Below are 24,247 nucleotides of genomic sequence, written 5' to 3'. Positions count from 1 at the left end.
ACAAACGTCAGAGACCTTAAGGCTGCCATCCATCAATTTGGAAGCGCCGCGGATGCGGTCGCCTACGGTTTTCAGCACTGGCGGTGCTGCGCCTCGCCTGGGCAGTCGCAGGAATCGCCGTGGGATTTGGGTTGCGCGCGAACAGAACGGCGATTTTTCGCGGTCTCTTCCTGAACCGCACCCACGCGTTCAAGTACGCGCTGTCCAAGAATGGCCATCATCCAGAAACCATCGTCGAGGTGTCGCGCGAGATGGAATTCGATGTTCCCGCTCATTTGCAGATCGTCGGCACGAGCTCCGCCAACTAATACATCGACCCCAATTGAGAACAGGAGACGAAATTCAATGCGCGCCAGCGGCTTCCTTCAATCTTGAAAATGAAATTGCAAGCTTCCCGGCCTTCAGACCCCAAAAGGTAGCAATTAAACCTTGCTCCGCTCCAAAATTGACTCCCGCTCAATGGCTTGGGCGGTTCTTCACGGCCGACTGTTTAGTGTTGTGGCGCCCAGTGCTGACCTGGATTGCAGCCTGGCAGCGGCGCTGCGCCTCGCCCGAGGCTAGCGTAAAGCCTATGTTTCCAGTGTGAAAGTCTCCTCGCGTGTCGCGCCGATCGACTGGAGGCGCCGCACGGCGCCTTCATTGCGTTGCCGCGCCGCGTATTGATACGAATTGACTGCTGCGTCCCGATCTTGTGCGGTGCCTCGGCCTGACATCAACGCGTCGCCCAGAGCAACCTGCGCTTCCGCCATGCCTCGCTCGGCGGCTCTCTGAAGCTATTCCGTCGCCTTCGTCACGTCAGCCTCGCGCCCCTGTCCCCTCCCGAGCATCACGGCGAGGTTGTACTGCGCAACAGTATGTCCCTGCTCTGCAGCGGCCTCATACCAGTTCACACCCTCTGCAAGATCCAGGCGCACTCCAGTACATAACGGCGAGCTGGAACTGTGCGGCTGCATGCCCCGCGCGCGCGGCCTTGGTCATCCACGATGATGCTGCTGAGCATTCCCCACGCCGCTCTTTCGGATCCAGATGGAGAAGTCCAAGCATGTACTGCGCCTCGACATAACCGGCTTCCCCCGCCCGTGTAAGCCATAGGATTGCGCCTAATATATCGGCGGCCCCTCCGAACTTACCCATCTTCAGCGCGCCCAGTTGAAACGCCGCCGGAGGATGACCAGCCTCCGCGGCCTCTCCCAACAAAGAGTGCTCGCGTGCAACGTTATCAGCAGACGCATCCTAATGAAGCAGGAAGACCGCATAGGCGGTCTTGGCGTCAGGATCTCCGCTACTGGCGGCCCTGCTCACATTCCGACGCCATTTCCTGATCTTTGGGAACGCCAGCGCCGGTCGAATAGAGCTTTCCGAGTTGCACCTGTGCGGCGCTGATGCCGCCATCGGAGGCACGTTCGAAACCATTTTATCGCGGCCTCCAAGTTGCGCTGAACGCCGGAGCCGTTGAGATAGAAGATTGCAACATTGAACGCCGCAGTGGCATGGCCATTTTCGGCCGCGCGCTCGAACCACTTCGCGGCATGACGAATGTTGGGCGAGACACCGACACCAGTCGCATAGAACCGCCCTACGAAGAATTGCGCCTGCACATCGCCCCGCTCGGCCGCCTTCTCATACCAAATCGCCGCCTCCCGCAAATCGGGCTCGGCATCGGCTCCGCTCGAATAGAATTCCGCGAGTGCCTGAATTGCCGGAAGATAATCCTTCCGCGCCGCCTTGCGCAGCGCGGTCTCGGCGCGATCGAGGTCCTTGGCGACGCCCTTGCCGCTGAACCGAAACAGGCCGATGTTGTAGAGTGCGATCGGATCATCATGCGTGGCGGCACTCTGGAATAGGCGAGCAGCCTCAGTCGGGCTCTCGGGCAAGCCCCTACCCTTCAGCGTCATGAATGCGAGCCCAATCTGCGCCCTCACGTGATCCTGCGCGGCGGCCTTGCCATACCAGATCGCAGCCTGGGCGAAATCGACGGGTACGCCGCGTCCCTGATAATAGACATCGCCGAGCGCGAACTCGGCAGGTGCAAACTTCTGATCGGCCGCCGCGTGATATCAACGAAGTGCAGCAGCGAAGTCCTTCGTGCACCCCTGCCCTTCGCTGTAGAGATGGAGTGCCCGACCGCATTGAAGCCGGAAGGCCTCCTTGATGAATAGGCTCGGCGCGATGCAATTCACGTTTCCGCGATGGCTTCCAAGGATAACAGCTTCTCTCACTAACTTCGAAAAGTACAGGGCTCAAGCGTGGTCGCACTGAAGGGAAGTGAAGGAGTACCATCAATCAGAAGAGTACCATCAATCATCAGCTTTAAGTAGACGATAGTTGGACAGCTGCAACAGATCGGCTTCATCAAATCGGCCTTGAAAGTTCCGCGCCCTGTATGTCGCACCGTCTGAACCAGCCCTAAAGGATATGATCGTACCGGCGTTTCCGAGAACGGCGTGACGCACCTCTGGTTCAAGCTGATGGAGGTATTGGTGGGCGACTGCAAGTGTTGAAACTCGTCGACGTAGACAAAGAACGGACGCCGTTCATACTCGGGTAGGTCGGCGCGGCTAAACGCAGCAAGCGCGAGCGTAGTGACGAGCAATCCGCCCAGGTGTACGAGCTGTCCTCACCGATTTGCCCTTTGGCCAGGTTCACCAGTAGTACTTTGCCCTCATCCATGATTTGCCGCACATGGAGATCATGCTGGGGAGCGGTTAGAAGTCTGTTGAGTATCGGATCTGAAAGGAAGGCGCCCACTTTGTTCTGGATCGGCGCCGTGCCGTCGGCACGGTAGCCAAACGAGAACCGCTCAAACTCTTTTATGAAGAACGTCCGAACCGACTCGTTTTTCAAGTGTCGCGCAATCTCGGCGCGGAACTTCCGGTCCGATAGGATGCGCATCGTGGCGTGCGGTTGCTCCTGCAGCGCCATCAAAACGTTGCGCAAAATGTGCTCCATGCGAAGGCCCCATGCATCCGGCCACATTTTCTTGAATACTTCGATGAAGCCAGAAGCAGCGAGCGCGATCCGATCTTCACGGACATGCCGCAGGGGATTGTACCCATACGGCTGGGAGGGATCGCACGCATTTAAGTAGATCACGTCTGATGAGCGTCTCGTGGAAACCTGCGCCACGACGCGCTCCACCAAGTCGCCGTGAGGATCGATAAGAGCGATTCCACATCCGCGCTCGATGTCCTGAAGCGCCGTCGTCTCGATTAAAGTCGACTTTCCGGTACAGTCTTGCCAATGATGTAAAGGTGCGAGAAGCGGTCTTCGTCAGCCCGACGAGATCAACGATCCACTGACGGATATCCTGCGAGCGGGCGCGCAGCAGCTTTTGGCGCAGGCGATCGAGGTCGAAGTCGCGACGTTTCTTGCCACGATGAAGGACTTGAAGCCGGCCGATGGGCGCGCCCGCGTGGTGCGGCACGGTCGCGGCCCGGCGCGAACGACCGGCATCGGCCCCGTCGAAGTCGCACGGGCGAAGATTCGGGACCGCGGCGCGGCCGGCGATGGCGAGCGGATCCAGTTCAGCTCGGCGATTCTGCCGCTGTGGGCGCGACGGACCAGGAGTTTGGACGCGCTGTTGCCGGTGCTCTACCTGCGCGGCATCTCGACCGGCGACTTCCAGGAGGCGCTGACGGCCCTGCTGGGTAAGGACGCACCGAACCTGTCGCCAGGGGTGATTTCCCGGCTGACGGCCGAATGGCAAGGCGAGTACGAGCGTTGGCAGAAGCGCGATCTGTCGGCGCGGCGCTACGTGTATGTGTGGGCCGATGGGGTCTTCCTGCAGGCGCGCATGGAAGACCACGGCGAATGCATGCTGGTGCTGATCGGCGCAACGCCGGAAGGCAAGAAGGAACTGATCGGCTTTCAGGTCGGCGTGCGGGAGAGCACGCAGAGCTGGCGCGAGCTCCTGATCGACGTCAAGCAGCGCGGATTGCAGATCGCCCCGGAAATTGCCGTCGGCGACGGCGCGCTCGGCTTCTGGAAGGCGCTCGATGAGGCTTGTCCCGGCACCCGGCACCAGCGATGCTGGGTGCACAAGACCGTGAATGTCCTGGACAAGGTCCCGCTCTCGGTGCAGGCGAACATGAAGACGGACCTGCGCGAGATCTACCGGGCGCCGAACCGGGCGGCCGCCGAAGCGGCGATCGATGTCTTTGCCGAGAAATACCGCGCCAAGTATGGCCGGGCGGTCGAATGCCTCACCAAGGACCGCGACGCGCTGCTGACCTTCTACGACTTCCCCGCCGAGCATTGGGACCATCTGCGCACGACGGATGAGATGGACAAGCGATTTCTTCGTCGCCGAGACGACGACTGCGGAGATCGCTGTAAGTCCACCTATTGTTCGGCTGCGCTGCGGGCCATTCTTCCGTCCCGGCCACCGATCTCGCAGCCGCCGCGCGCCGGGGCGGTCAAGGCTGGCCGCATCTGCGGCCACCGCAAGGCTTGGCCTTGACCGGCCCGAGCACGGCGGCACACTGGCAGTGGAACGGGACTGCATTCCTGGCTAGAACTTGCCATCAGCCGCGATTATGGTTGTTGGGCGCGGGCGACCTCGTGGCGAAGCGTGACGCGTCGGCTGCAAGCGTCACCGGACTGCCTATTTTGTCCTGCCGAACTGAGGCGCTCGCGAGCCACTTTTTGGGTGCCGCGACTTCCATTGCGACACGAATCGTTCGTAGCTTTGCTCGGCCTGGGCGGCAATCAACATCTCGCGGTCGCGCAGCGGCTTGATGTTGTAGGCATAGGCTGGTCCACGGCGGCTCCCTTTCTGTTGTGGATGTCCGGCTTGAAGTTGCATCGCGCGGGTCTTGCTGGCGACTAGCGCCGGGCGCGCCCACAGGTAATCCTCGCCCTTTGTCAGCAAGTGCCAGCAGAGCACAGTGAGCTTCCGAGCCACGGCCACCGCGGCGATCTGATGGCCGCCGCGCACGGATCCGCACGAAAAAAGCATGCAGTGGACCGGGCGCCTTGGCCGCTGCCCAGGCCGCTTAGACCAGCATGGCGCGCGCATGACTGCGGCCGATTTTGCTGATACGGCCGTGGTGGGCTGCTCCCAACCCGGACTGCCGCACCCGCGGGTTCAGCCCGAAATAGCTCACCAGCTTGTGCGGGCTGTTGAACCGGCTGATGTCGCCGATCGCCGCCACGATGCCGGCGGCGACCGCCAGGTTCACGCCGGTGATCGTCATCAATCTGTTGACCGCGGAATCCTCGATTGCGTCCCGCGCGATCTCGCGGTCGAGCAGGACCAGGTCTTCCGCCAGCCGGTCAAGCTCACGGACATGCCGGTCGATGGCCGCTCACTCATCGTCCGGCAACTGTTGAGCGGCCAACCATGCCCGGCAAAAGATCGGCATGCGGGCACTTCGGGATCAGGTGCGCGTGCAGGATCGAATGCACCTCGTTCTTGAGCCGCGTGCGATGCCGCACGACCTGGTAGCGCCGCGCCACCAGCCTACGCTTGCGCTCGGTCTCCGCGTCAGGCGTCCAGATCTGCGGCAGGTATCCCGCCGTCTGCAGACTGGCGAGCGTGCCGGCATCGATCTTGTCGGTCTTGACGTGAGCCTGGGCGATCGCCTTCACCTGCAACGGATTGGCGATGATCACCCGCGCCACGAATGGCGCCAGAACCCGCGACACCGCCAGGCGGTTACCAGTCGCTTCGAGCACCACCTCATCACCGGCCAGCGGGGTTTTGCCAAATCCCTCCAGCGCAGTCCGCGTCATATCAATGCGACCCGCATGTCGAAGCCTGCCGTTCTCCCAAAATACCACCTCCCCGAAGGTTCGGTGGACATCAATGCCAATTTATCCGTCGCATTCGCACCTCCTCTGCCGAACACATGACGGGAGCTGCGGGCGACACGACAACTACGGATTCGCGCTCGCGGCGCAACCGGGCGAGTCGCAGAGGCGGCCAGCTACTAACTCGAGCTCTCGGCTCATCGTGTGCATCGGCCTGTCCGCACTTCGTGCTCCCGGTGCCTCTGTCCCGATGGTCGCACCATACGCCACGATGTAGGAACACCGCAGCGGAACGTTGGCACCGAGCCATCTCATACCGGTTACCAATCCCATCGAAAGCGTGTTCGCGACCGTGCGGCACAGAACGGTGCGCACCAAGGGCTCGTTGTCGCCGACCACCGCCAAGCCTGATGGTGTTCAAGCTGGTCATCGCCGCATCAAAGACCTGCCGGCGGCTCAACGGCACAAATCCAATGCCCAAGGTCATCGCAGGTGTCAGATTTAATGACGGCATCGAGGTCATCCAAATGCCGGAAAACCACGCCGCCTGATCACCTCGTCACCCAAAATCCCGCATAGCTCCAGTAGTGGACGCTCGCTCCGCCTCGGAACGAGCACCCGAATGGGTCGGAAGCTCGTAGCGAGGAGGACACGATGTCCAACATTTCTCTTGCCGAGAGAGTTCAAACGAGCCCCGCGATCTGCATGACGGCGGGGTGCAACAACACCGCCGACATGGAGCCCGATCAAGACCAGGGCTTCTGCGAAGCATGTGGTGGCAAGACGATCGTCTCGGCACTTGTGCTCGCCGGCCTGATCTAGGAGGGTGGCGATGCTGGTTCGCAACTACTACCACCCCGAAGAGTGCACGCGAGTGGAGCGACGTGTGGTCCGCATGACGCCCTACAGGCGCGAGGACGCGGAGGAGTGCGATGATGAATAGTATCGCCCTTCTGAACGATGCCTTCCGGCGCACTTCGGTGGCGGCAAGGCAATGATGACAATCGGAGCCGCCGAGCTACCCGACTGCGTAAGGCCGAGGCGCTCCGTCAGGTGGCGGATTTCTCCGGGTTTACAGAGGAGAACGATTCTCATGGCGAGCACGGCTTCGGAAGCTTCGACTTGGTGGGTCAAAAGTTCTTCTGGAAGATCGACTACGACGACAGGAAGATGCAGCAAGGCTCCGAAGATCCAAGCGACTCGGAAAGGACATTGCGTGTCCTCAGGCTGATGTCGGCAAGCGAGTACTGAACAGAACAAGAAATGGTCGCCTCCTATCCAGACGCTGCGGAAGAATGCTCCAGCAGGACGAAGCACCGTGGCGGGGAACATCGGAAGCCCTGCCGAACCCTCAGGGTTAAGCGCGCGATCAGTGCGGACATTTGCCTCGGACACTGCTTGTCCAGCCCTCGCCACGGCGAGGGCTTTGTATGGATCCTGAATGGTAAGTAGGCTGCTCTAGGATTCGTTCAGATCACATGACTCCGAGGCGCATTTGTCTAGCGAGCGATATGGAGATGACACCGAACAGATCTCTTTTCCGCGGAGGCGGAGTGGCGCAATGGGATCTGCATGTGCATAGCCCAGCGTCAAACAATTTCAGCGGCGATTGGCCGGCATTTGTCATTCAGCTCGGAACCTCCGACCGGCGTTACTAGGATCCCCGGTATCGTATGTCCGAACACAAACGCGGAGCCTTGCTTACCATCGAGGTGGCGTTCTCGGCTCTTACGCTATCGCTACCGCTCACCAAAAACTCGTTCAGTAAGTGCTGTTTGATTGTCGCGGCCTCCCGCTCTCCCTGTGAGGCAAGCCAAAGAATGCGCTCCGCGATCTCCAGCGCAGAGCGGTGCTCCTGCCCGATGAACGTGGAGCTAGCAAGTACTTCATCAAGGACGTTGCGGAGCATCTGCACCGTAGCAGTGTCGTAAACCATGCGCGAATACCCATCCCGACAAATCAATGAGCCAAAAAACACTGCGCGTCACTCCGACCAGCAGCGGCAAGTTGTCGGACCAAGCTACGTAGCACGCTTTGATTGCAGGTTTATGACCGAGCGTTTCCTCGTGACACAACGCGCCTCTCTCTGCACTGACAGGGTATACCCGTCCTACCGTCGGGATTGGGACATCGATGTCTTGAGGATGACGTAGTTTAAATTGTCTAGCGGCTCTTGCCTGAGTGAGAACTTCGAGTGTCCGTGTCAGATAATTTGAGACTGGCCAGGCTTTTCGAGAAGGGGGGCTCCTAGGCTTAATCGAGTTTTACGCTCTTTCTGGCCCAGGCGAGGACCGGGGCAATCATGAATCCGCTGCCATTAGCAGCCACAGGTTCCGCTGTTTGCGCTCGCGCAGACCTTGCAACCTACTTCGAACGAGGTTGGCAGTATAGGAAGCCCATCGGGTGCGCATCTGCGGTGACCTGCCACTGCATTTTCATCCAGCGGCAGTTAGAGTCTCGGGGTTTGTACGCCAAGTGGCGCGGGTGCAGCAACGGACGATCGGCGGAGCTGGTCGGGGTTGCGCAGCCGATCGTCCGTTGCGGTGAGGTGGGCGGCGTAGGCCGCGGGGGTCAGGTATTTCAGCGACGAGTGGGGACGCTGGAGATTGTAGTCGGCGACCCAATTGCCGATCTTGGCGCGGGCGTCATCGAGATCGAAGAACAGGGTCTCGTTGAGTAGCTCATCGCGCATCCGGCCATTGAAACTCTCGACGAAGCCGTTCTGCATCGGCTTTCTCGGTGCGATGAAGTGCCAATCGATGGCTGCGTCCTTGCACCAAGCGAGCATGGCGTTGCAGGTGAATTCGGTGCCATGGTCGGACACGATCATTCCTGGCTTGCCGCATCGCTGGACGATTGCCGTCAGTTCGCGGGCCACGCGCCGCCCCCGAGATTGAGGTCTCCGGAATGGCGCTCAGGCATTCCTTGGTGACGTCGTCGACGATGCGGAAGCGTCGGCCATTGGCGAACTGGTCGTGGACGAAGTCCAGCGACCAGCGCGCGTTCGGCCTCGCCTCGACCAGGATCGGGGCACGGGTCCCCACAGCTTTGCGGCGAGCCCGCCGCTTGCGGACGGTGAGCCCTTCCTCGCGATAAAGCCGGTAAATCCGGTTGATCCCCGATGGCTCGCCCTCCCGCCGCAGCAAGACGAACAACCGGCGATAGCCGAAACGCCGCCGCTCGTTGGCGAGATCGCGCAATCGGCCACGCAGAACTGCGTCCGGCGGGCGGCTTGAGCGGTAGCGGATCATCTTGCGATCCGCCCCCACGATCCAGCAGGCCCGCCGTTCCGACAGGCTCATGACAGCCTGCAGATGCGCGATCGCAGCGCGCTTTGCGGCGGGCCCTACCATTGTTTTGAAAGGAGCTCGCGAAGTGCGGGCGCATCGAGCATCTGCTCGGCCAGAAGCTTCTTCAGCTTCGCGTTCTGCTCTTCCAAGGCCTCAGCCGCTTCGCTTCGGGCCGGACTCTAACTCCTTCTGGAGGAATACGCAGTGGCAGGTCACAATCGGTACAGGCGGCCGGCTTCGCTCGGAATCCACGGCCGACTTCGTCGGAATGCGCACCCCTGACAGGAACGACAAACTTGAAGCAGTTTGGTCTACCTCCTCGTGAACAAGTCACGCCCCGTCATTTTATGAAACTGCCAGTCCGATCCCACGTAATATAGTGTCCACCCAGCTGGAATCTTATTAGCAGCTACACGACCATTCCAAATCGTGATTGTTTTGCAGTCTGGGGCCGCGGGTGCCGTCCAATTGACGTAGAAATCTATTCTGTTTGCCGTGACGACGCCTGCGACAGGGTAAGGCTGTCCCCGGCACGAAAATCCAGTCGCGTTGTTGACATACGTTCCCGCGAAATTCCCTGTTGACGGGTCTAGCATCTGGATCGAGAGAAACGAGCCCCTTTGATTCACCCATGTGGAGGGGACGGGCAACTGCGCGTGAGCAGATACCGATATGACGGCAAAGAGCAGAAGCACAAACAAGCGTGTCATGGTATTCCCCTAGGCATTAGGCAACTGCACAAACGCTGCCAGATATAGATTCGCTCTCATGATGCGGCCATGCAATTCGCTTCCACAATCAACCCAGAAGCGCACCCGTCCACGAAAAGTTCTCGCTTCGTAGTTTCGCCAGATTCTCCAGAGGTGGATTTGCCGACGGCCTCATTTCGAGCGACGTTGGGTACCGACCTCTTGAGAATGCTCAAAGAGCGAACGACGGGTCACAGCGTCTTGAGGTATTCGAGCAGCGCCTTTTTGTCTTGTTCGCTCAAATTCGTCCCGTACTCGTGGCCGCATCGGCTGTTTCCAGAATTGATGTCATTACAATCCGTGACGGATAGTGAGTCACTTTGAGGCTCCTGAGCGGCGGCAAGACCAACGTTTTCGATGTCGTACTTCCGTCCAATGCTAAACTGCGATTTGCGCTGCCCGGATGGTTTGAGCAATTCCGCTAGGGTAGGAACCGAGCCGTTATGAAGATAAGGTGCGGCGGCCCAAATGCCCTGCAGAACGCGGGCCTCGTAGGCGCCCCATTGAGGGAGTCGACTGCGCGATGCCTTTTCTGCCCCTTCCGCTTGGCTTTTTTGATCTCTTCCGAAGTGCTGACAGCGTCGAACGCCGTTACCAGATCCTGCAGGGTCGGCGGTAGTCGTACCAACCCCAGAGACTCCGGGGTCTCCGACGACCCCGGATCTGGTGACGCCGCGACCCGTGCGTTGGTGGAAGGGTCACCACCGGCTAGCAAGTGTTCTGCGATCGAACCAATGACCGAGGTCGCGAGAATGTTAAGAACCTGATCCCTTTCCTTAAGAGGAGCGGTTGCGAAGGGAATGTACGCTCCGTTCAGGACGCCTGTCTTCGCTTTCCAGGCGAGAACATCGTACTCACGTGTATCGGTACCGACGTTCTGCACCACGGTTCTCCACGTTTTGATGAATGGAAAGCGCTGCTCGCCGCCTTCAATCCCATGACAACCGCTGCATCCCCCTTCATCGGAACCTCTTTCGAAAATCATCTTACCCCGGATGGCTAAGGCAGCGTCAATCTTCCAGGGCCATTTCGGAGGGCCGATTCGCTTCACGAGGTTTTCAAGCTCGCTAAGGCCGTCGAAATTGGTGGAATTGCCATTGAGGAAATTGATGACCGCTCCCTGACGCTTCGGCTCGAACGTAGCGAACACCCCTAAAACCTCGCCAACGTTCCGGGCCAGCCCCAAGATGTCACTTCCGTTCTTTGCAAATCCCGGCCATTGCGTCTTGTCCTGCCGCGGCGCATTCCAAAGGAATGGGTATCTCACGGGAGCGTCAGCGGTTTTTATGTTTTCCGGGATCATGAAATCGGGTGGCGGACCGATGTCCAGTCCGGATAACCGGTTGAAGATCATCCCGACAGCATCCAAACGGCCTACTCCCCAGCCGCTTTTGGGCAGGGCTCGCACCACAAGCGTGTGAAACCGCAAGTACCACCTGTCTACCTGCCGGCGAAGAACCTCAAGATCAGCCGTATCGGGATTTGCCGACTGCAGAACAGCTGCAGCAAAAGGAGCAAACGAGTCATCGCTAGCAAGCACATCGCCGACAGCCTTGTCCAAGTCACCAAGCAGCGTGTAGAAGTCCACGAGTCCGGGACCGCCATCGACACGATACACATTGCCTTCCACTTCGATCTGGCGCGTATGACATGCGGAGCAGGTCATTCCGACAATTTGGAAACCTTCAGGACCGGAGGCATGAAAGCCGACGGGAAGACTGACCTTGTTGCCTGGATTGGGGAGATAGCCGTACCGCGACAAACCATCGGCGAGGAACGGTTGTCCGTTCCTTTGCTTTAGAGCCTGCATCCAGGAGAGCGCGATCAAACGCGAGCCCTGATCGCGCACATAGAAGTCCGCTCTCGCCGTCGCGGTCCACTCTGCACCTTGGTCAACGTAGAATGGAATAGCGTCCGCGCCCTGTGCGCTCGATCTTGTCGTGGTAGCAACGGTTAAGCCGATCAGAAAGAGCCTCAGACGGCAGTCTAGCATCTGAGGGCAGGTGATTTGGTATTAAAGACCCATCAAGTTCAACCTACCAAGTTTTGTAGTGATGTCGGCTGCCTCTGCATCGCCCACCAATGGAAATCGCAGAATCTGCGCCATAATCCGAGGGCTCGCGCAGGGCCTCATGCGCCGCATCCAGACCCCCACAGCTGTCAGCCCGCCCTTGGCCAGCACCGCTGCATCGCGCCGGTCGGTTTTTACTCGATCCCCGGCCTTCATCGGGATCAGCGAGGGAACCACGACGTGGCAGTCGTGCCCCAGTCCGTTCAGTTGTCGCGATGCAGGCCATATCTGCAGAGTCCGGCGGGCTCAATACGGCGCGCCTTCGAGCACCCGGCGAGCCAAATCGTTCTGCAGGACTACATTCATGCCGTAACCGACGCTGAGGTCCGTGTGGACTGTTTGTCCAAGTGATCGGGGAGCTGGCGCCACAATGGTCGATCACGCCATTTGTAGAGGCCCTGCAGGCAATGCGGGGCGTCACCTTCATCGTTGCCGTGACGGCGGCTGCCGAGGCCGGCGACTTCTCTCGCTTCAACGACCTCAAGTTGACGGCCTTTTTCAGCCTCGTGGCGTCGGAGTATTCGAGCGTGCAACCATCCGACGCGGGGTGAGAAGAGGAGCGCGCCAGATCCGGCACTCGGTCTGCCGCGATCCGGTGCCGGCTGAGGGCGCGCTCGGTCCTTGCGGCGCGTCGATGACGTGTGATGGCTGCAGCCCAGCTGCCGCGCAATCCGCTTCAGACCCTACCCGCACGCCCTCAGGCGCAACATCTCCGCCACGTCATCCGGCGTCTTCATCACCTGCCCCCGTGGATCAATCCACGACGAGCCTTCCGTTATTCGTTCCTCGTTCATTCGCTCTCTCCTCGGCTATCCAAGGAGGGGGCAATTCCTCGTGACGCCGAGGGAGCAGTTTTCCATGGCGTGCGACACGAAGCGTAAATCGCCGTTCAACGGATTAAAACGGGTAACGGGGCCGAGGGCCGGTCCAAAGCCGGAATTAGCGCGCGATGAAGCGACGTTGTGTGACGACGTAGTCGCATAATGATGGGTCAGTTAGGCCGCCTTGTGAGACGGCCGACCTCTTGTGCAGTCCGTCAGGCGCGAGTGGATCGCTCAGGAGAACGCCGCCCAGGGATGCCCAGCCGGACCACGGTCCGGAGCGCGGCTTATCCTGCCAGATGTGCCAAAGCGCGTTGTCAGCCCCGCGCGCAAACACTTCCAGCCGGCCGTCGCTGTCGGCGATCGCGGCGGGATCGCTGGTGATCTGGCCGCCAAGCGAGGCCCAACCGGACCACGGAGCGGCATGCGGCTCCTCCTGCCAGATGTGCCACAACGCGTTGTCGGTGCCCCGGGCGAACACTTCGAGACGGCCATCGGAATTGTCGACCACGGCAGGATCGCTGGTGATGCCGCCGCCGAGCGAGGCCCAGCCTGACCACGGTCCGGCATGTGGCTGTCCGGCCAGATGTGCCACAACGCTTTGTCGATGCCACGGGCGAACACTTCGAGACGGCCATCCGAATTATCGACGCTGGACGGCGAGCTGGTGAGAACGCCGCCAAGCGAGGCTCAGGTTGACCACGGCCCGGCATGCGGCTTCTCCTGCGAGATATGCCAGAGTGCCCTATCGATTCCGAGACTAAACACCTCCAACGTCCATCGGAATTCTCTGTCACCGATACCGAGTTGGTAAGCGCTGCTGCTGCATTTGTCACGACAGCCTCCAATTGTGTTATGAGGAGAACAATTAACAATGCGCAATCTGAAGTCCGCACACTTTTGCCCTGCGATGGCGCCGACAAGATGGTCTCGCGTGAAAGTGATCCCGCGTTCAAGTTCCCTGCATTCTCATTACGTTTGCTGCAGTGAGCGAAGCAACGCTTTGGTTGCACTCACCCCACGCGTCCCGGCGCTGCGCGAGAGTGTCGCTGACGCCATGCTTGCGGCACAGATCGGCAACCGACACGCCGGCTTCATGCTCCTTCAAAATCCCGATGATCTGCTCTTCCGAAAAGCGGCTGCGTCGCTTCATGCTCTGGCCTTGTTGTGGGCCAGAACGAACTTCAAACTGGATTAAGCCTGTGGGGCAAGGTCACAAGGAACGACTAGAAGTAGAGCCCAGAATCGGAGGCTTTCAATCGTACTCAAGCCAGCCGGGATCAGTCAGACTTTTTTTGGGCAACCCGTGGGCAACCACCCAGTTATTATTAGCAAAGGTGATACGGCAAAGGTGATGAAGCATAACGCAAAAGCCGCCATATGGCGGGCTTTTGCGTTGAAGAGACCAAACTGGCGGCCGAGCAAGTGAGCCCTCATACATCGACGTCAGCGGCTAAAGGTTGAAAAGATCGATGGATGTCAATCGGCCCTTTAACTGCGGGCTGTTTTCAAGCTGCCATTCTTTCTCTCCAGTGGCACGCCGACCGCGATTGCTCCGTCGGAGCTGCTCGGGGTTGCGGAGACGGAACGGTCGCGGTCCGGCGAGACGATCGCCTAGGGAGATTGGATAATCGATGCGTCTGGCAGGTCCTACAGTGGCCCAATACTCGATAGTTCCGCTGTAGACAGACGTTAGCGGCTGATCAGTTTGCGTATTGAACAAACAGGCTCGGAACGTGAAAGCACGGCAACCGTGTTGGTCTGCAATCTTACCTCGCCCAACCGTCCGACAAACTCCACTTGAGCTTGGTTGTCGAGATCGAGTGTGCAGCACGAAGCGCAGACACTTTGAAGAGCGATGCGACTTCATCATCGACGGCGAACGTCATTTTGACAACACCTTCCTGTCCGCCTCGAACGATTCCTGATCTTTCGGGTCCGCAAGCTTAAACCAAGAGCCGGGTGCATACGTGGCGATAAGCTTGGCAAAGAACGATTGTGGCTCCCAATCTTGCCCTTCACGCTTCTCGAAAATAATGATTCCGTCGCGCGTGAAGTAACTAGGTCCGGGAACATTGCAGTCGACCGAAAGCTCGACGCGCCATAGCCCGCCCTTTGTGGTTTGCTGCTCATCTCTCGTCGGCGAGTAATGCACTCCAACCGGCTCGCCGATAGCGCAGCGGCCACGCCGTAGAAGATCGCCCAACTTGCCCTGGGCGGTGGTCACGAAGTTGAAGTTAGCGGGATTATGCAGAAAGTGACGGTTCACGCCGCTTTCGTCGTTTGTCACTTCGTCCGCGATGAGCGAGAGTGCGAACGCCTGCCAGCCTAGTTCCATCGGCTTTGCATACGGCGCCACAATTTTCACTGTGTCATCGGGCATCACCTCCCACGTGACCGTGTACTCTTCCTTTGTTTTATCGGCCCGGTGTTTGGCCCATGAAAAAATAACTGACTCGCCCGAGTCGGCCTTTTGACCAGCCTCCCATCCCCTGGGGATGAAGTGTGCTACCTTCGAGACCTTGGTGAAGATTTGCTCCGCTGTCTCACCATCCTGCGCTCGCCAGGTTGATTTGACCTTATCGATAAGCGGGTTGTCGCTCGTACGAACACCATCGCTCTTACCGGCCGGCCCACCCGGCAAGATCAACCATACGCCAAGGCCGATACAGAGACCGATAACGAGACAAAGCCAAAGCACGCGCCTTTCGATCATTTCTCTTACCCCGCGCAGCTATCCTGATATCCGCGCAAAATTGTATCTTGAGGAGAGTGGCGGCGCAGCTACCAGGACTGGTTGGCACCCAAATCAATTTCGTTCACCCCAGCCTGCTGGCGATCTGATGCAGGTGCCGACACTTCTGCGGAGCGGGCCCAAGGAGGTCCGGGGCCATTTGATCAGCTTGACTTTTAGAACAACACCTCGGCTGGCAGTGGAGAGCATGCGTAGTGTGCTTGAATGCGCTTGCCTGCATTTTCAGCTTCTGTGAAGGATGCGCCCCAGCACTACATCTCATCGGGCATAGTACGAACTGGCCATCAATTCTCATCCGAACGATTCGAAGAGCTTCGGCGTATATACAGAGCCGTGTCGGGGAGGAGATCACTGCGGCAGAGGCGTGCGATATCGCGCATCGCCTCGTCGCGCTCTATAGATTGCTTTCCCGCCATTTGCACGACGACGCGAGCGGCCTCCTTTGCTACTCCTCCGGCTCAAATCGCTCCCGAAGACTTCTGGCGTTGTGCAAGATGCGCCGTCGTCGGCCTGCATGTCGCGCAGGATCATGCGAGCTTCCGGCCATCAACGATCCTGCCAAGAACCCCGAAGCAAATGATCTCAAGTGAGTGGATTAGGCCTTCGCTACGGACACCACTGTAATCATTTGCGGTTCGAGACGGCACTCGCGTGCGGGCAACAGATCGACATGCACGCTCACAACGGTGGCGGCCTGCTCGCGTGCTCGCCCGATAATCAGGAAAAGCCGGACGAGCCCAGTGAGAGTGGGCGTGCGTGACTAGCGAAAATACTCTACTTCTTACCCGCCCTCGATCAGCGTGGGAAGGCCGATCGTCCTCACTGGGGTTGAGGTCGCCACGCAAGTTCGGTGGCGACGAACAAGAAGAAGGATGCGTCAACCGGCGCACTGCTAGTCTGGCAGTTAACCCAAACTGCATTGTCATTGCCGGCCCGGTCGGCAGTGTTACACCAAGCGTTCTCCGCACCGTTCGTCAAGGTGTCGGCCTGAACCCATCGGCTCCAACCCTTGATTGCTTGGACGTTGTGTCCGAAATCGATCTGATATATGCCAGCCCCTCTTGGTGTTCGCGGTGTTGTAACCGAAGCAGCCCGCTATGCTGCCGTCTGAGTTGATTGCCGCTGTCAAAAACACGACCCCTCTGGTCGGCTGCACTTAGCCCGGCGCGACACTGAGAGCGCGCTCCTGCCCTGGAAGGGTGTTGTTCTCCTGTCTAGCTGTCTGTGCGATGGCAACACTGGAAAGAGCGATTCCCAAACGCGTCAGTGCGATAGTGGCGACAGAGCGATTCATGATATCTCTCCTCTACTATTTGCGAACGCCCCCTGCCTTCAGGCAAGCCGGCGCTTTGACCAGCGTCAGCGTCGTTAGCAACGTTGGCATGCCTCCGTCGCCCCGATCAACAACTAGGCCTAGTAGGTGAGCACGCGCATGCTGTTGCAACTCGCGACTTGAATAATCATTCTCGAGGCTCCATTTGCTTCGGATGAGGTCGTGTCCCTGGCGTACTGAGGGATATCCACATGATTGAAAACCGGATCGCAATGGCCATCCAGGCGTTCACCGCAGCAAGCCTTCTAATATGCCAGCTTTCGACTTATCAGCGCCGTACATGACGCCCAACGAATTGGTTCGGCTGGTCTGCGCAGAGACCGGACGCGTTGGCCCGAAGATCCCAGCTCGCGGTTTTCAGACTACGATAAACTCAGGCACAGGATGAGGTCCATGTTGCCTCCCGTTCCCCACGGACTTCATTCAGCGTATCGCGGATACTTCCGCGCTACCGCTCGCGCGTGAGTGACCTTGCCCCAGGGGCTTAATCCAGTGTGAAGTTCGTTCTGGCTCACAACAAGGACCAGAGCATGAAGCGCAGCCGCTTTTCGGAAGAGCAGATCATCGGGATTTTGAAGGAGCATGAGGCCGGCGTGTCGGTTGCCGATCTGTGCCGCAAGCATGGCGTCAGCGACGCCAGCATCTACAAATGGAAGGCGAAGTTCGGTGGAATGGAGGTGTCGGAGGCCAAGCGGCTGAAGACCCTGGAGGACGAGAACACACGGCTGAAGCGCCTTTTCGCCGATGCCATGCTGGACAACGCGGCCTTGAAGGACCTCGTGGGAAAGAAATGGTGACGCCCGCGGCCACGCGGAAAGCTGTCACCGAGGCGCCCACGGGATGAGCGAACGGCGGGCGTGTAAAGCCATCGGCTGCTGCCGCATGACCATGAGATACCAAACGACTCGGGCGGACGAAGCCGGCCTTCGCCAGCGCATGCGGGCAATCGCCCAGGAGCGCCGCCGCTTCGGCTATCGACGCCTGCATGTGCTGCTCAAGCGGGAGGGTCAACCACAAGAAGCTGTTCCGGCTCTACCTGGAAGAGAGGCTGGCGGTGCGGCGGCGTGGCGGCCGCAAACGGGCGATCGGGACCCGGGCGCCAATGACGGTGCCGATGGCGCCGAACGACCGCCGGTCGCTCGATTTCGTGTCGGGTCAGCTGACCTGCGGCCGCCGCTTCCGTATCCTCACCGTCGTGGATGACTGCACCCGCGAGTGCCTGCCGATACCTCGCTCTCCGGCATCCGCGTGGCGCGGGAACTGGACCGGCTGGTGATCGAGCGCGGCAAGCCCAAGACGGTGGTCAGCGACACCGGCACCGAACTGACCAGCACCGCCATCCTGACCGGGGCGGATCAGAGGCGCGTCGCATGGCACTACATTGGGCCGGGCAAGCCCATGCAGAATGCCTTTATCGAGAGCTTCAACGGCCCGCTGCGGGATCAACTGAACGAGACGCTGTTCACGTCGCTGGCCCAGGCTCGCGTCGCACGCGGATGCTGGCGGGCCGATTACAACGATGCGCGACCACACTCGCAGGATGGAAAACGCCCTCCGAGTTCGCCTTCAGCTGTCACCCGCGCCGGGATCTGGCGCTGCGCTATGCCGAAAGCTCCGCCGCCAGCTCCCGTCGCTGCCACCACCCAACCGGGCAAATCCAACAGCCGGAGCGAACTCAGGATTGAATAACACTTGGGGGCAAGGTCATGGCCCGCATTGTGAGTCCGGTGCTTCCAGTCTGACGAAGAGATGCGGCAACCGGGCGCGTAGCGGGGATGGGCGACTGAAACGCCGTCCAAGAGGGGAAAATGTTCGACGTGCTTCAGAAGCTTGGAAAATCAGGAGCAATATCGCGGCTGCATTTGCGAAGTGTGCCCATCCGTCCGCCGCCCCCTGTTCAAGTACGGGAGTTCTTAGATCATGATGCTTACAGCCGTTCCGCAACAGTTGAGTGAAGTCGCCGCCCAGCTCGTCCCTATCTTGCACCTAGATATTCGGCCGCTGAAAGCACCGAGGCGAAAAGCGCGACTGGCCGATCCTTCTGACTCTCGATTCTTACAGTCATCGTCCCTTGATTATCGAAGCTGACAACTGTGGCCGCGTGTGTATCATCGAGATAGTAGGGCCAGAGTCCCCATCCGATTTGCGATAATCTCCGCTTTGTCGACCTCGCTGAACGTAGCCCCGGAGCTATAGTGAATCCGCATTTCCACAACTATTAGGAGGCTCGACAGGAACCGCGGCAATGTGCCCCCAGGGCCGAAAGTCGTATCCCAGCCGGGCGGTGGCATCCCAGGGCTTACGATTACCCACATTTTGGGGCAGAGTTTTTGGGAAAGTTTCGCTCCCGTTGCGAGATCGATGAATCGCGATAATCCGCGCCACATGATCAGAGTCCCTGGTGGCGGATCGTTGGCGCGGGCGAGATAGCCGCCGAGCCTGGCGATCTTGATGAGATAATGCGACAATGTCTTTCGTTGGTGCTGACTGGAGTCTTGTTTTCGACGAGCCGATCAAGCAATTGGATTTCAGCTTTGGTCAGCACAAATTCCGGTGAAGCATTTTGCGCTGAACGATTGAGCATCGTCATCCAAAAGATGCGCCAGCTCACAATGCAGAATACCGAGATCAAATTCGTGAATCGCTGAGCAGTCCGCAGTTGCGAGTCCTCTGCCCTACAGCCGGATTTGAGTATCTTGTGGAAGACCTCGATCTTCCATCGAAGGGAATACCAATCGAGTTTCTCGATCGCATCCCTGCTCGATTGCACCGGAAGATATGTCAGGAGTTTCCATTCAATCTTCTTTCTGTTCTTTGCGCGCTCCTCGTTCATCAGCGTGGATCACTGTCAAAGTCAAAGCTGGATACCGCGACTGCTTGCCTATGGGTGGCAAAATACGGATTTTACGATACCGGATTTCACGAACAGCCTGGTCTGGATTGCCCTTGCTATCCTGGACTTCGATCCGGTGGAGGCCTTTGACCATGACCTCGTCCATTATCGTTGCAACGGTATGATCGCCATCGCCTGCCAGGCGATTGACACAGGTCCTTACCAGAAATGCGTTCCAACCTCTTGGGCGGCACAAAACAATTCATAAATGTCGGCCTCACGATCACCGATATGGATGCACTGCGATGGCTCCTCGAAAAGGTCCGTGGATTGCTTGAGGTTCTCCAGCCACCGAATGCTCTCCTTGGTTTCAATGGGGATCCGTGTCGGGTTGACCTCGCGCCTAAGCGCAGCGACCCCTTTGAATTTCTTTCTGGTCCACACTTCACGGCGTTGAGCCCCGGGGGAAGCCCTCGAGGGTCACCGCAAGGCTCGAATGCATCAATATTCCGCATGTCGTGTACGTTTCGGGTTTTCCGTCCAATCTTCGCGAGTTCCTTCTGGGGACACGCTTAATGATCCCGATCAGATCCGGGCGCTCCCTTTGATAGGTGAATTCGGTCGTATCATGCAGGACAAGACAGGCCCTTTCGCAGCCGCGATAAGTTCCCGCGTGGATTCAAGATGACCAGACAGGATTTCGGCCTCGCTTACTCGTTCATTGGAGAAGAAAGGATAGGCCGCCTTGGTATTCGCCCAGTCTTGGCAAACCACCGGAATGCTCTGTCCGATATCTCCACCAATCTGCTGCAGCAGCATGCGAAAGCTCTCGCCAAGTCGAGCGTCCCGGAATTCGCACAGCGCAGCTTCACGGTCAAACCAAGTCAACGCGTCAGACGCCAACCGATGCGCCTTCTCATCCCGGACGCGTGAAGTCAGTCCCATAGAGCACTTTTTCTCGAATCAGGTGCCCATCAAAGAATCGCAAGCGATTCTGGCGACTCAAGTTTCTCGGCTCAGTGCACCTCAAAAAAGTGGGTAACCGTAAGATCCCAGGGGAGCGTACCCGGATTATTATAGGCCATTCCGAGTGCGGAAGAGAGATACCAGTCTGCAGGTGTTGGCGAGAAGTTCAACAGGCCGAACGATCGAAGCGCATTCTGCACGAACCGTGCTTGGAGAATACGAATGTTGTCACAGCTACTCCATTCGGCGGCAGCTCAGGATGCCTGACGTTGACACGTCTGCCTCCAGACGACCGCATCCACGATCTCGGGCGCCAATGCAGGCGGCGCTTTGGATGAGCTTCGGCGAACGACAATAAGCTTAGTGCGTCGCATCACGCGACTCCCAACCCGGCGCACTATGTCATTTCTTAGGACCGCGAGCTTCGGCACTGAACAGCGCTTTCGTGAGGAAAGCCGACGCATCGCTCTCAGCGCCGAGATAGGTTCCGGCGGCTTCGACAAGAGCACCGATCACGATCGGTATCTTGTCGTCGCTGGTGATGATGATCGTCATCGCCCGTCCTTGTCGAAGCTTGCCGAGGGCGACGACCCGCTCGATTCGCCCTACTGTAGAAAGGCCATAGCCCGGCTTTTGAATTGTTCTGAACGTCTGCTTGCTCATCTTCGCTGTAGGTGACGAATGACTGTACGAGTACATCCATCTTATTGGCAATTAGCAGCGTCGTGGTGAATGGTTGCATGTTGCCCTCAGGCCCGAATGTGCGTTCGCAGTTGATTATTGAACCCGAATCCCATGGTGCGGCGTTCTTGTTGTGATGTGCAAGACCTAGCGCCGCCGAATACTGGGCGTGGGCTGACGGGCATCACATTCGCGAGTGACGCGTCGGGAGAAACACCGCTTGCAGCGAACTTCTCGCTAAACTTTGAGGATGAGCTGCTGCCTCCCCAAAGGCCGAAAAAGCCGCCGGACGAGCCGTTGATTCAAGATTTTGAGACATCGGTGTTCCACGTTCCTTGTGCGACATTGAACTTGCGCGACGGGGCCTTTAGCAGCAGCTCGACGATGTCGCTATAGCCGATCGAGAAGGTGATCGGCTCCGTGCCGCTGGGTCTATACGGCATGGCGTTATTCATCGCCACGAAGATCGGATCTAGGTTGTCTCGGTTGAGCGCGATGGCGCCTTGGCGTGCTTTAGCAGAGCAGAGCTCGCAACCAAGAGGCCATACTTGGAAATCGTGCCCGGTTGGACCTGCTTCTTGCTTGTCGCGTGTCTCGGCCCAAGCCTTGTAACAGACTGGATCCACGGTATCCTGGAAGCGCTCGGAAGCAGGCTGGAGCGCGGAAAGTACGCCCTGATAATCGACTGAAAACTTGTTGCCGCCAGCTCCGAGCCGACATTCATATTGAGTGTGGCTGGCGGAATGATATCGAGATAGTCCCACAACCGGCTGTCGGCACCGGAAACTCCGATGAGGGTGGGGCGGGTTGGAGTACCTGAAATGGCGAAGTCGTCTCGTAGCCCAGCCCCGTGGCAAGTGCATTGAAGAAGCCGTTCTGCAGCTGATCGAAGTTCGTTGGGTCGGCGATTGAGAGTTCCCTCCGGATAAGTGCACGTGCTGCTGCTCGGGCCGCCGGGCGTCGGTAAGACGCACTTGTCGACCCCGCTCGGGCGAGAGGCGATCCTGGCCGGTTACACGGTGCGATTCACCACGGCGACGACGCTGGTCGCTGGCCTCGCCAAGGCGCGCGAGCGGCGCCTGGACGAGAAACTGCTCGCGCTGGCGAAGCCAAAGCTGCTGATCGTCGACGAACTCGGCTACCTGCCGCTGGAGCCCGACGCGGCGCATCTGTTCTTCCAGCTGGTCAGCCGCCGCTACGAAACCGGCGCCATGCTGATCACTTCGAACCGCAGCGTTGCCGAATGGGGCACCGTGTTCGCAGATCCGGTGGTCGCCACCGCGATCCTTGACGGGCTCCTGCACCACAGCCACGTGCTGACCATCCGCGGCGACAGCTACCGCCTCCGCGTCAAGCGAAAGAGCGGCCTCATCAAGGCGCCCGCCGCTGACGGCCCGACATCATGAACCCGAGCGTGGGGGCAGTTCTTCATGACGCAAAGGGGGCAGTTCCGGATGGCGTTTGACAGGCTTCGGGCTTTAGGCCGTCAACCAGATCTCAGAAAGATCCAACTCGCTTTCAGCGGCAGAAATCCGTGCCGAAATGGCTTGTCGCACCCTCTCGCATGCTTGAGCCAACTTGGCACGATCTGTGGACTTCTGATTCGCGTAAGATCGAGTTCGATTCTAGAGCCGCGAGTCAGTGTCACTTATGCGTTATTTTATCTACTATACAACGAGCCGCGCTGCAAAAGGATTGCATTCGACAACGGGAAAAGATTGCTCCGAAGGACGGGTTCGAACCCGTGGTCAGTCTGATTTCCATTCAGCAGCAGAGCCGCGGACTGGTTTTTGACCGGGGACGATCGGTCAAGGCGCTTTTTATTCTCGAAACCGTAGGTTCGAACCCATTCCTCACGCAGAAAATACTCAAGATTGAAGCCAAGAAGCCGTTCATATCGGTTCGCAAACCGCCGGACTCACTCACGTTGCTGGGAATCGACGAGGACGTTCGAACTTTACAGGGTAAAGGTGCCGAGTGGGCATAAGAGATCTTACGTGACCTGCAACCGAAGATGATCAGCGCATTCTGCAAAATATCAGCGTTCTCCGGCAGCGCTTCGAACCGGAGTTGGTGGCGAAGGAGGAGACTTCTCGTGCCCGCCGGGCAAGCGGTACGAAATCAATCTTTAGCGTGCGAGAACGTTGCGCGATATCAGTCGCTTCCGCAGCGGTGACCTCCTCTCCTGAGAGTTCTTTGTATATACTACGAAGTTCTTCGAGTCGTTCAGACTTTGTGGCTTGCGGGTAGCATACCCGATGCAATGCACTTGCGCCGCGCGTTCTTCACAGGCGTGAAATTGTGCCGTGGTGAAGGACTACGTTGCGGCGGGCGGGGTGAAGCCGTTCAGGTCGCCTGAGCGCCGAAACGGCTCGATGGCCTTGAAGGTTGGCTGCGCGAGAGGTTCATTCGGCATCGCGGCAATGCAAATGTGGTGCGCCAGGACCTGTTGACCGAGGAAGGCGTGGCAGTCAGCCGGCGAACGCTGCAACGCGCCGTGCAGCCCTATCGCCAGGCACTCAAGGCGGAAGCGCTGGCGACGACGCGGTTCGAGACGCCCCCGGGCCGGCAGCTACAGATCGACTTCGGCGAGCGTCTGGTCGAGATCGGCGGGGTGAAGGTCAAAGCATTCGTGTTCGTGGCGACGCTCGGGCATTCGCGGCGGCTGCATGTGCGTGCGTTCCGGGGCGAGAAGCAAGAGCACTGGTTCGGTGGGCTCGAGAGCGCATTTACGACTTTCGGCGGCGTGCCGGAGGAAGTGCTGATGGACAATCCACGCGCGCTCGTGGTGCGCCACGACGCGGTGAGCCGGTCGGTTCAGTTTAACGCCAAGCTCATCGCGTTCGCGAAGCATTGGGGCTTCCGTCCTAGCGCCTGCGCACCGTATCGGGCGCGCACGAAGGGCTAGACGGAGAATGGCGTCGGTTACGTGAAGAAGAATGCGATCGCGGGGCATTCCTTCGCGAGCTGGGTGGCATTCGAGGCGCATCTCGCCGA

Annotated in this window: 20 protein-coding genes and 9 pseudogenes; 10 read left to right on the top strand and 19 right to left on the bottom strand. The window is 59.0% G+C overall.

Annotation, left to right across the window (positions count from 1 at the left end; all coding sequences use genetic code 11):
* Nucleotides 1-83 precede the first annotated feature (83 nt).
* Nucleotides 84-308 (top strand): hypothetical protein, encoded by a 225-nt coding sequence (locus ABIG06_RS17500; RefSeq protein ID WP_311739830.1) that lies wholly within the window; start codon nt 84-86, stop codon nt 306-308.
* Nucleotides 309-569: 261 nt separating this feature from the next.
* Here the strand turns inward: ABIG06_RS17500 and ABIG06_RS17495 are convergent, their stop codons facing one another.
* From ABIG06_RS17495 to ABIG06_RS17475, 5 genes and pseudogenes are all read right to left on the bottom strand, one after another.
* Entirely contained in the window at nt 570-749 is a 180-nt protein-coding gene (locus ABIG06_RS17495; protein WP_245334194.1) for an SEL1-like repeat protein, read from the bottom strand.
* Between the two features lie 24 nt (nt 750-773).
* The gene (locus ABIG06_RS17490) at nt 774-953 is read right to left on the bottom strand and encodes a tetratricopeptide repeat protein (RefSeq protein ID WP_225115165.1); all 180 of its coding nucleotides are present in this window, start codon (nt 951-953) and stop codon (nt 774-776) included.
* Nucleotides 954-1,298: 345 nt separating this feature from the next.
* On the bottom strand, nt 1,299-1,922 hold the full coding sequence (locus tag ABIG06_RS17485; protein WP_245334195.1) for a tetratricopeptide repeat protein: 624 nt from the start codon (nt 1,920-1,922) through the stop codon (nt 1,299-1,301).
* Between the two features lie 12 nt (nt 1,923-1,934).
* Nucleotides 1,935-2,018: pseudogene (locus tag ABIG06_RS17480) on the bottom strand (SEL1-like repeat protein); the annotation flags it as partial.
* Between the two features lie 442 nt (nt 2,019-2,460).
* On the bottom strand, nt 2,461-3,126 hold the full coding sequence (locus tag ABIG06_RS17475) for a hypothetical protein (protein WP_124163948.1): 666 nt from the start codon (nt 3,124-3,126) through the stop codon (nt 2,461-2,463).
* Between the two features lie 157 nt (nt 3,127-3,283).
* Here ABIG06_RS17475 and ABIG06_RS17470 point away from each other — a divergent pair.
* Nucleotides 3,284-4,297, top strand: a pseudogene (locus tag ABIG06_RS17470) (IS256 family transposase); the annotation flags it as partial.
* 306 nt (nt 4,298-4,603) lie between these two features.
* On the opposite strand, the pseudogene ABIG06_RS17465 reads toward ABIG06_RS17470, so the two are convergent.
* Nucleotides 4,604-5,808, bottom strand: a pseudogene (locus ABIG06_RS17465) (IS110 family transposase).
* A gap of 265 nt (nt 5,809-6,073) precedes the next feature.
* Between ABIG06_RS17465 and ABIG06_RS17460 the strand changes: the two are divergent.
* The 3 genes and pseudogenes from ABIG06_RS17460 to ABIG06_RS17450 form a co-directional block, all read left to right on the top strand.
* A pseudogene (locus tag ABIG06_RS17460) lies at nt 6,074-6,302 on the top strand (IS256 family transposase); the annotation flags it as partial.
* Nucleotides 6,303-6,405: 103 nt separating this feature from the next.
* Nucleotides 6,406-6,573: a hypothetical protein gene (locus tag ABIG06_RS17455; RefSeq protein WP_157786120.1), complete on the top strand. Its 168-nt coding sequence runs from the start codon at nt 6,406-6,408 to the stop codon at nt 6,571-6,573.
* Between the two features lie 138 nt (nt 6,574-6,711).
* A complete protein-coding gene (locus ABIG06_RS17450; protein ID WP_124163946.1) occupies nt 6,712-7,002 on the top strand; it encodes a DUF3768 domain-containing protein in 291 nt (96 codons plus the stop codon).
* A 1,198-nt stretch (nt 7,003-8,200) separates the two neighbouring features.
* Here the strand turns inward: ABIG06_RS17450 and ABIG06_RS17445 are convergent.
* The 5 genes and pseudogenes from ABIG06_RS17445 to ABIG06_RS17425 form a co-directional block, all read right to left on the bottom strand.
* Nucleotides 8,201-9,196 (bottom strand): annotated as a pseudogene (locus ABIG06_RS17445) (IS3 family transposase); the annotation flags it as partial.
* A 156-nt stretch (nt 9,197-9,352) separates the two neighbouring features.
* Entirely contained in the window at nt 9,353-9,751 is a 399-nt protein-coding gene (locus tag ABIG06_RS17440; protein ID WP_036032120.1) for an avidin/streptavidin family protein, read from the bottom strand.
* 230 nt (nt 9,752-9,981) lie between these two features.
* Nucleotides 9,982-10,260 carry a hypothetical protein gene (locus ABIG06_RS17435; RefSeq protein ID WP_370140866.1) on the bottom strand — a complete coding sequence of 93 codons (279 nt, stop codon included), beginning with the start codon at nt 10,258-10,260 and terminating at the stop codon, nt 9,982-9,984.
* On the bottom strand, nt 10,212-11,639 hold the full coding sequence (locus tag ABIG06_RS17430) for a di-heme-cytochrome C peroxidase (protein ID WP_370137893.1): 1,428 nt from the start codon (nt 11,637-11,639) through the stop codon (nt 10,212-10,214). The genes ABIG06_RS17435 and ABIG06_RS17430 overlap by 49 nt, the downstream gene beginning before the upstream one ends.
* A gap of 268 nt (nt 11,640-11,907) precedes the next feature.
* Nucleotides 11,908-12,103: pseudogene (locus ABIG06_RS17425) on the bottom strand (IS110 family transposase); the annotation flags it as partial.
* Nucleotides 12,104-12,208: 105 nt separating this feature from the next.
* Between ABIG06_RS17425 and ABIG06_RS17420 the strand changes: the two are divergent.
* The gene (locus tag ABIG06_RS17420; protein ID WP_199752497.1) at nt 12,209-12,412 is read left to right on the top strand and encodes a transposase; all 204 of its coding nucleotides are present in this window, start codon (nt 12,209-12,211) and stop codon (nt 12,410-12,412) included.
* Between the two features lie 388 nt (nt 12,413-12,800).
* On the opposite strand, the gene ABIG06_RS17415 is transcribed toward ABIG06_RS17420, so the two are convergent.
* The 3 genes and pseudogenes from ABIG06_RS17415 to ABIG06_RS17405 all read right to left on the bottom strand — a co-directional run bounded on the left by ABIG06_RS17415 (nt 12,801) and on the right by ABIG06_RS17405 (nt 15,398).
* Nucleotides 12,801-13,277, bottom strand: coding sequence for a hypothetical protein (locus ABIG06_RS17415; RefSeq protein ID WP_199752495.1), 477 nt, complete (start codon nt 13,275-13,277; stop codon nt 12,801-12,803).
* Between the two features lie 450 nt (nt 13,278-13,727).
* Nucleotides 13,728-13,835 (bottom strand): annotated as a pseudogene (locus ABIG06_RS17410) (transposase); the annotation flags it as partial.
* Nucleotides 13,836-14,567: 732 nt separating this feature from the next.
* Nucleotides 14,568-15,398, bottom strand: coding sequence for a nodulate formation efficiency C protein (locus ABIG06_RS17405; RefSeq protein WP_100213463.1), 831 nt, complete (start codon nt 15,396-15,398; stop codon nt 14,568-14,570).
* 1,902 nt (nt 15,399-17,300) lie between these two features.
* Between ABIG06_RS17405 and ABIG06_RS17400 the strand changes: the two are divergent.
* Nucleotides 17,301-18,459, top strand: a pseudogene (locus tag ABIG06_RS17400) (IS3 family transposase).
* Nucleotides 18,460-19,159: 700 nt separating this feature from the next.
* On the opposite strand, the gene ABIG06_RS17395 reads toward ABIG06_RS17400, so the two are convergent.
* The 5 genes from ABIG06_RS17395 to ABIG06_RS17375 form a co-directional block, all read right to left on the bottom strand.
* Nucleotides 19,160-19,603 carry a transposase gene (locus tag ABIG06_RS17395; RefSeq protein ID WP_245334297.1) on the bottom strand — a complete coding sequence of 148 codons (444 nt, stop codon included), beginning with the start codon at nt 19,601-19,603 and terminating at the stop codon, nt 19,160-19,162.
* Nucleotides 19,566-19,757 carry a hypothetical protein gene (locus ABIG06_RS17390; protein ID WP_225115037.1) on the bottom strand — a complete coding sequence of 64 codons (192 nt, stop codon included), beginning with the start codon at nt 19,755-19,757 and terminating at the stop codon, nt 19,566-19,568. Before ABIG06_RS17390 ends, ABIG06_RS17395 begins: the two co-directional genes overlap by 38 nt.
* A 431-nt stretch (nt 19,758-20,188) precedes the next feature.
* Nucleotides 20,189-20,548 carry an IS4/Tn5 family transposase DNA-binding protein gene (locus tag ABIG06_RS17385; RefSeq protein WP_245334296.1) on the bottom strand — a complete coding sequence of 120 codons (360 nt, stop codon included), beginning with the start codon at nt 20,546-20,548 and terminating at the stop codon, nt 20,189-20,191.
* A 423-nt stretch (nt 20,549-20,971) separates the two neighbouring features.
* Nucleotides 20,972-21,232 (bottom strand): hypothetical protein, encoded by a 261-nt coding sequence (locus tag ABIG06_RS17380; protein ID WP_124163928.1) that lies wholly within the window; start codon nt 21,230-21,232, stop codon nt 20,972-20,974.
* A gap of 320 nt (nt 21,233-21,552) precedes the next feature.
* Nucleotides 21,553-22,014: a hypothetical protein gene (locus ABIG06_RS17375; protein WP_124163927.1), complete on the bottom strand. Its 462-nt coding sequence runs from the start codon at nt 22,012-22,014 to the stop codon at nt 21,553-21,555.
* A 168-nt stretch (nt 22,015-22,182) separates the two neighbouring features.
* Here ABIG06_RS17375 and ABIG06_RS17370 point away from each other — a divergent pair.
* The 3 genes and pseudogenes from ABIG06_RS17370 to istA form a co-directional block, all read left to right on the top strand.
* Nucleotides 22,183-22,656 (top strand): annotated as a pseudogene (locus ABIG06_RS17370) (ATP-binding protein); the annotation flags it as partial.
* Nucleotides 22,657-22,994: 338 nt separating this feature from the next.
* Nucleotides 22,995-23,237, top strand: coding sequence for a hypothetical protein (locus ABIG06_RS17365; RefSeq protein WP_124163926.1), 243 nt, complete (start codon nt 22,995-22,997; stop codon nt 23,235-23,237).
* Between the two features lie 405 nt (nt 23,238-23,642).
* Nucleotides 23,643-24,158 (top strand): IS21 family transposase, encoded by a 516-nt coding sequence (istA, locus tag ABIG06_RS17360; RefSeq protein WP_081493115.1) that lies wholly within the window; start codon nt 23,643-23,645, stop codon nt 24,156-24,158.
* Nucleotides 24,159-24,247 lie beyond the last annotated feature (89 nt).

The organism is Bradyrhizobium sp. USDA 326, assembly GCF_049739485.1.
Classification (GTDB): Bacteria; Pseudomonadota; Alphaproteobacteria; order Rhizobiales; family Xanthobacteraceae; genus Bradyrhizobium.
The sequence above is the reverse complement of the archived record's forward strand: the minus strand, read 5'-3'. Positions and strand labels throughout refer to the sequence as shown.

Excerpts from the sequence above, each read along its gene's own strand:
- ABIG06_RS17495 (WP_245334194.1), bottom strand. The coding sequence starts at position 749 with ATGGCGGAAGCGCAGGTTGCTCTGGGCGACGCGTTGATGTCAGGCCGA.
- ABIG06_RS17490 (WP_225115165.1), bottom strand. The coding sequence starts at position 953 with ATGCAGCCGCACAGTTCCAGCTCGCCGTTATGTACTGGAGTGCGCCTG.
- ABIG06_RS17455 (WP_157786120.1), top strand. The coding sequence starts at position 6,406 with ATGTCCAACATTTCTCTTGCCGAGAGAGTTCAAACGAGCCCCGCGATC.
- ABIG06_RS17450 (WP_124163946.1), top strand. The coding sequence starts at position 6,712 with ATGCCTTCCGGCGCACTTCGGTGGCGGCAAGGCAATGATGACAATCGG.
- ABIG06_RS17440 (WP_036032120.1), bottom strand. The coding sequence starts at position 9,751 with ATGACACGCTTGTTTGTGCTTCTGCTCTTTGCCGTCATATCGGTATCT.
- ABIG06_RS17405 (WP_100213463.1), bottom strand. The coding sequence starts at position 15,398 with ATGATCGAAAGGCGCGTGCTTTGGCTTTGTCTCGTTATCGGTCTCTGT.
- ABIG06_RS17395 (WP_245334297.1), bottom strand. The coding sequence starts at position 19,603 with ATGAACGAGGAGCGCGCAAAGAACAGAAAGAAGATTGAATGGAAACTC.
- ABIG06_RS17390 (WP_225115037.1), bottom strand. The coding sequence starts at position 19,757 with ATGGTCAAAGGCCTCCACCGGATCGAAGTCCAGGATAGCAAGGGCAAT.
- ABIG06_RS17385 (WP_245334296.1), bottom strand. The coding sequence starts at position 20,548 with ATGGGACTGACTTCACGCGTCCGGGATGAGAAGGCGCATCGGTTGGCG.
- ABIG06_RS17380 (WP_124163928.1), bottom strand. The coding sequence starts at position 21,232 with ATGAGCAAGCAGACGTTCAGAACAATTCAAAAGCCGGGCTATGGCCTT.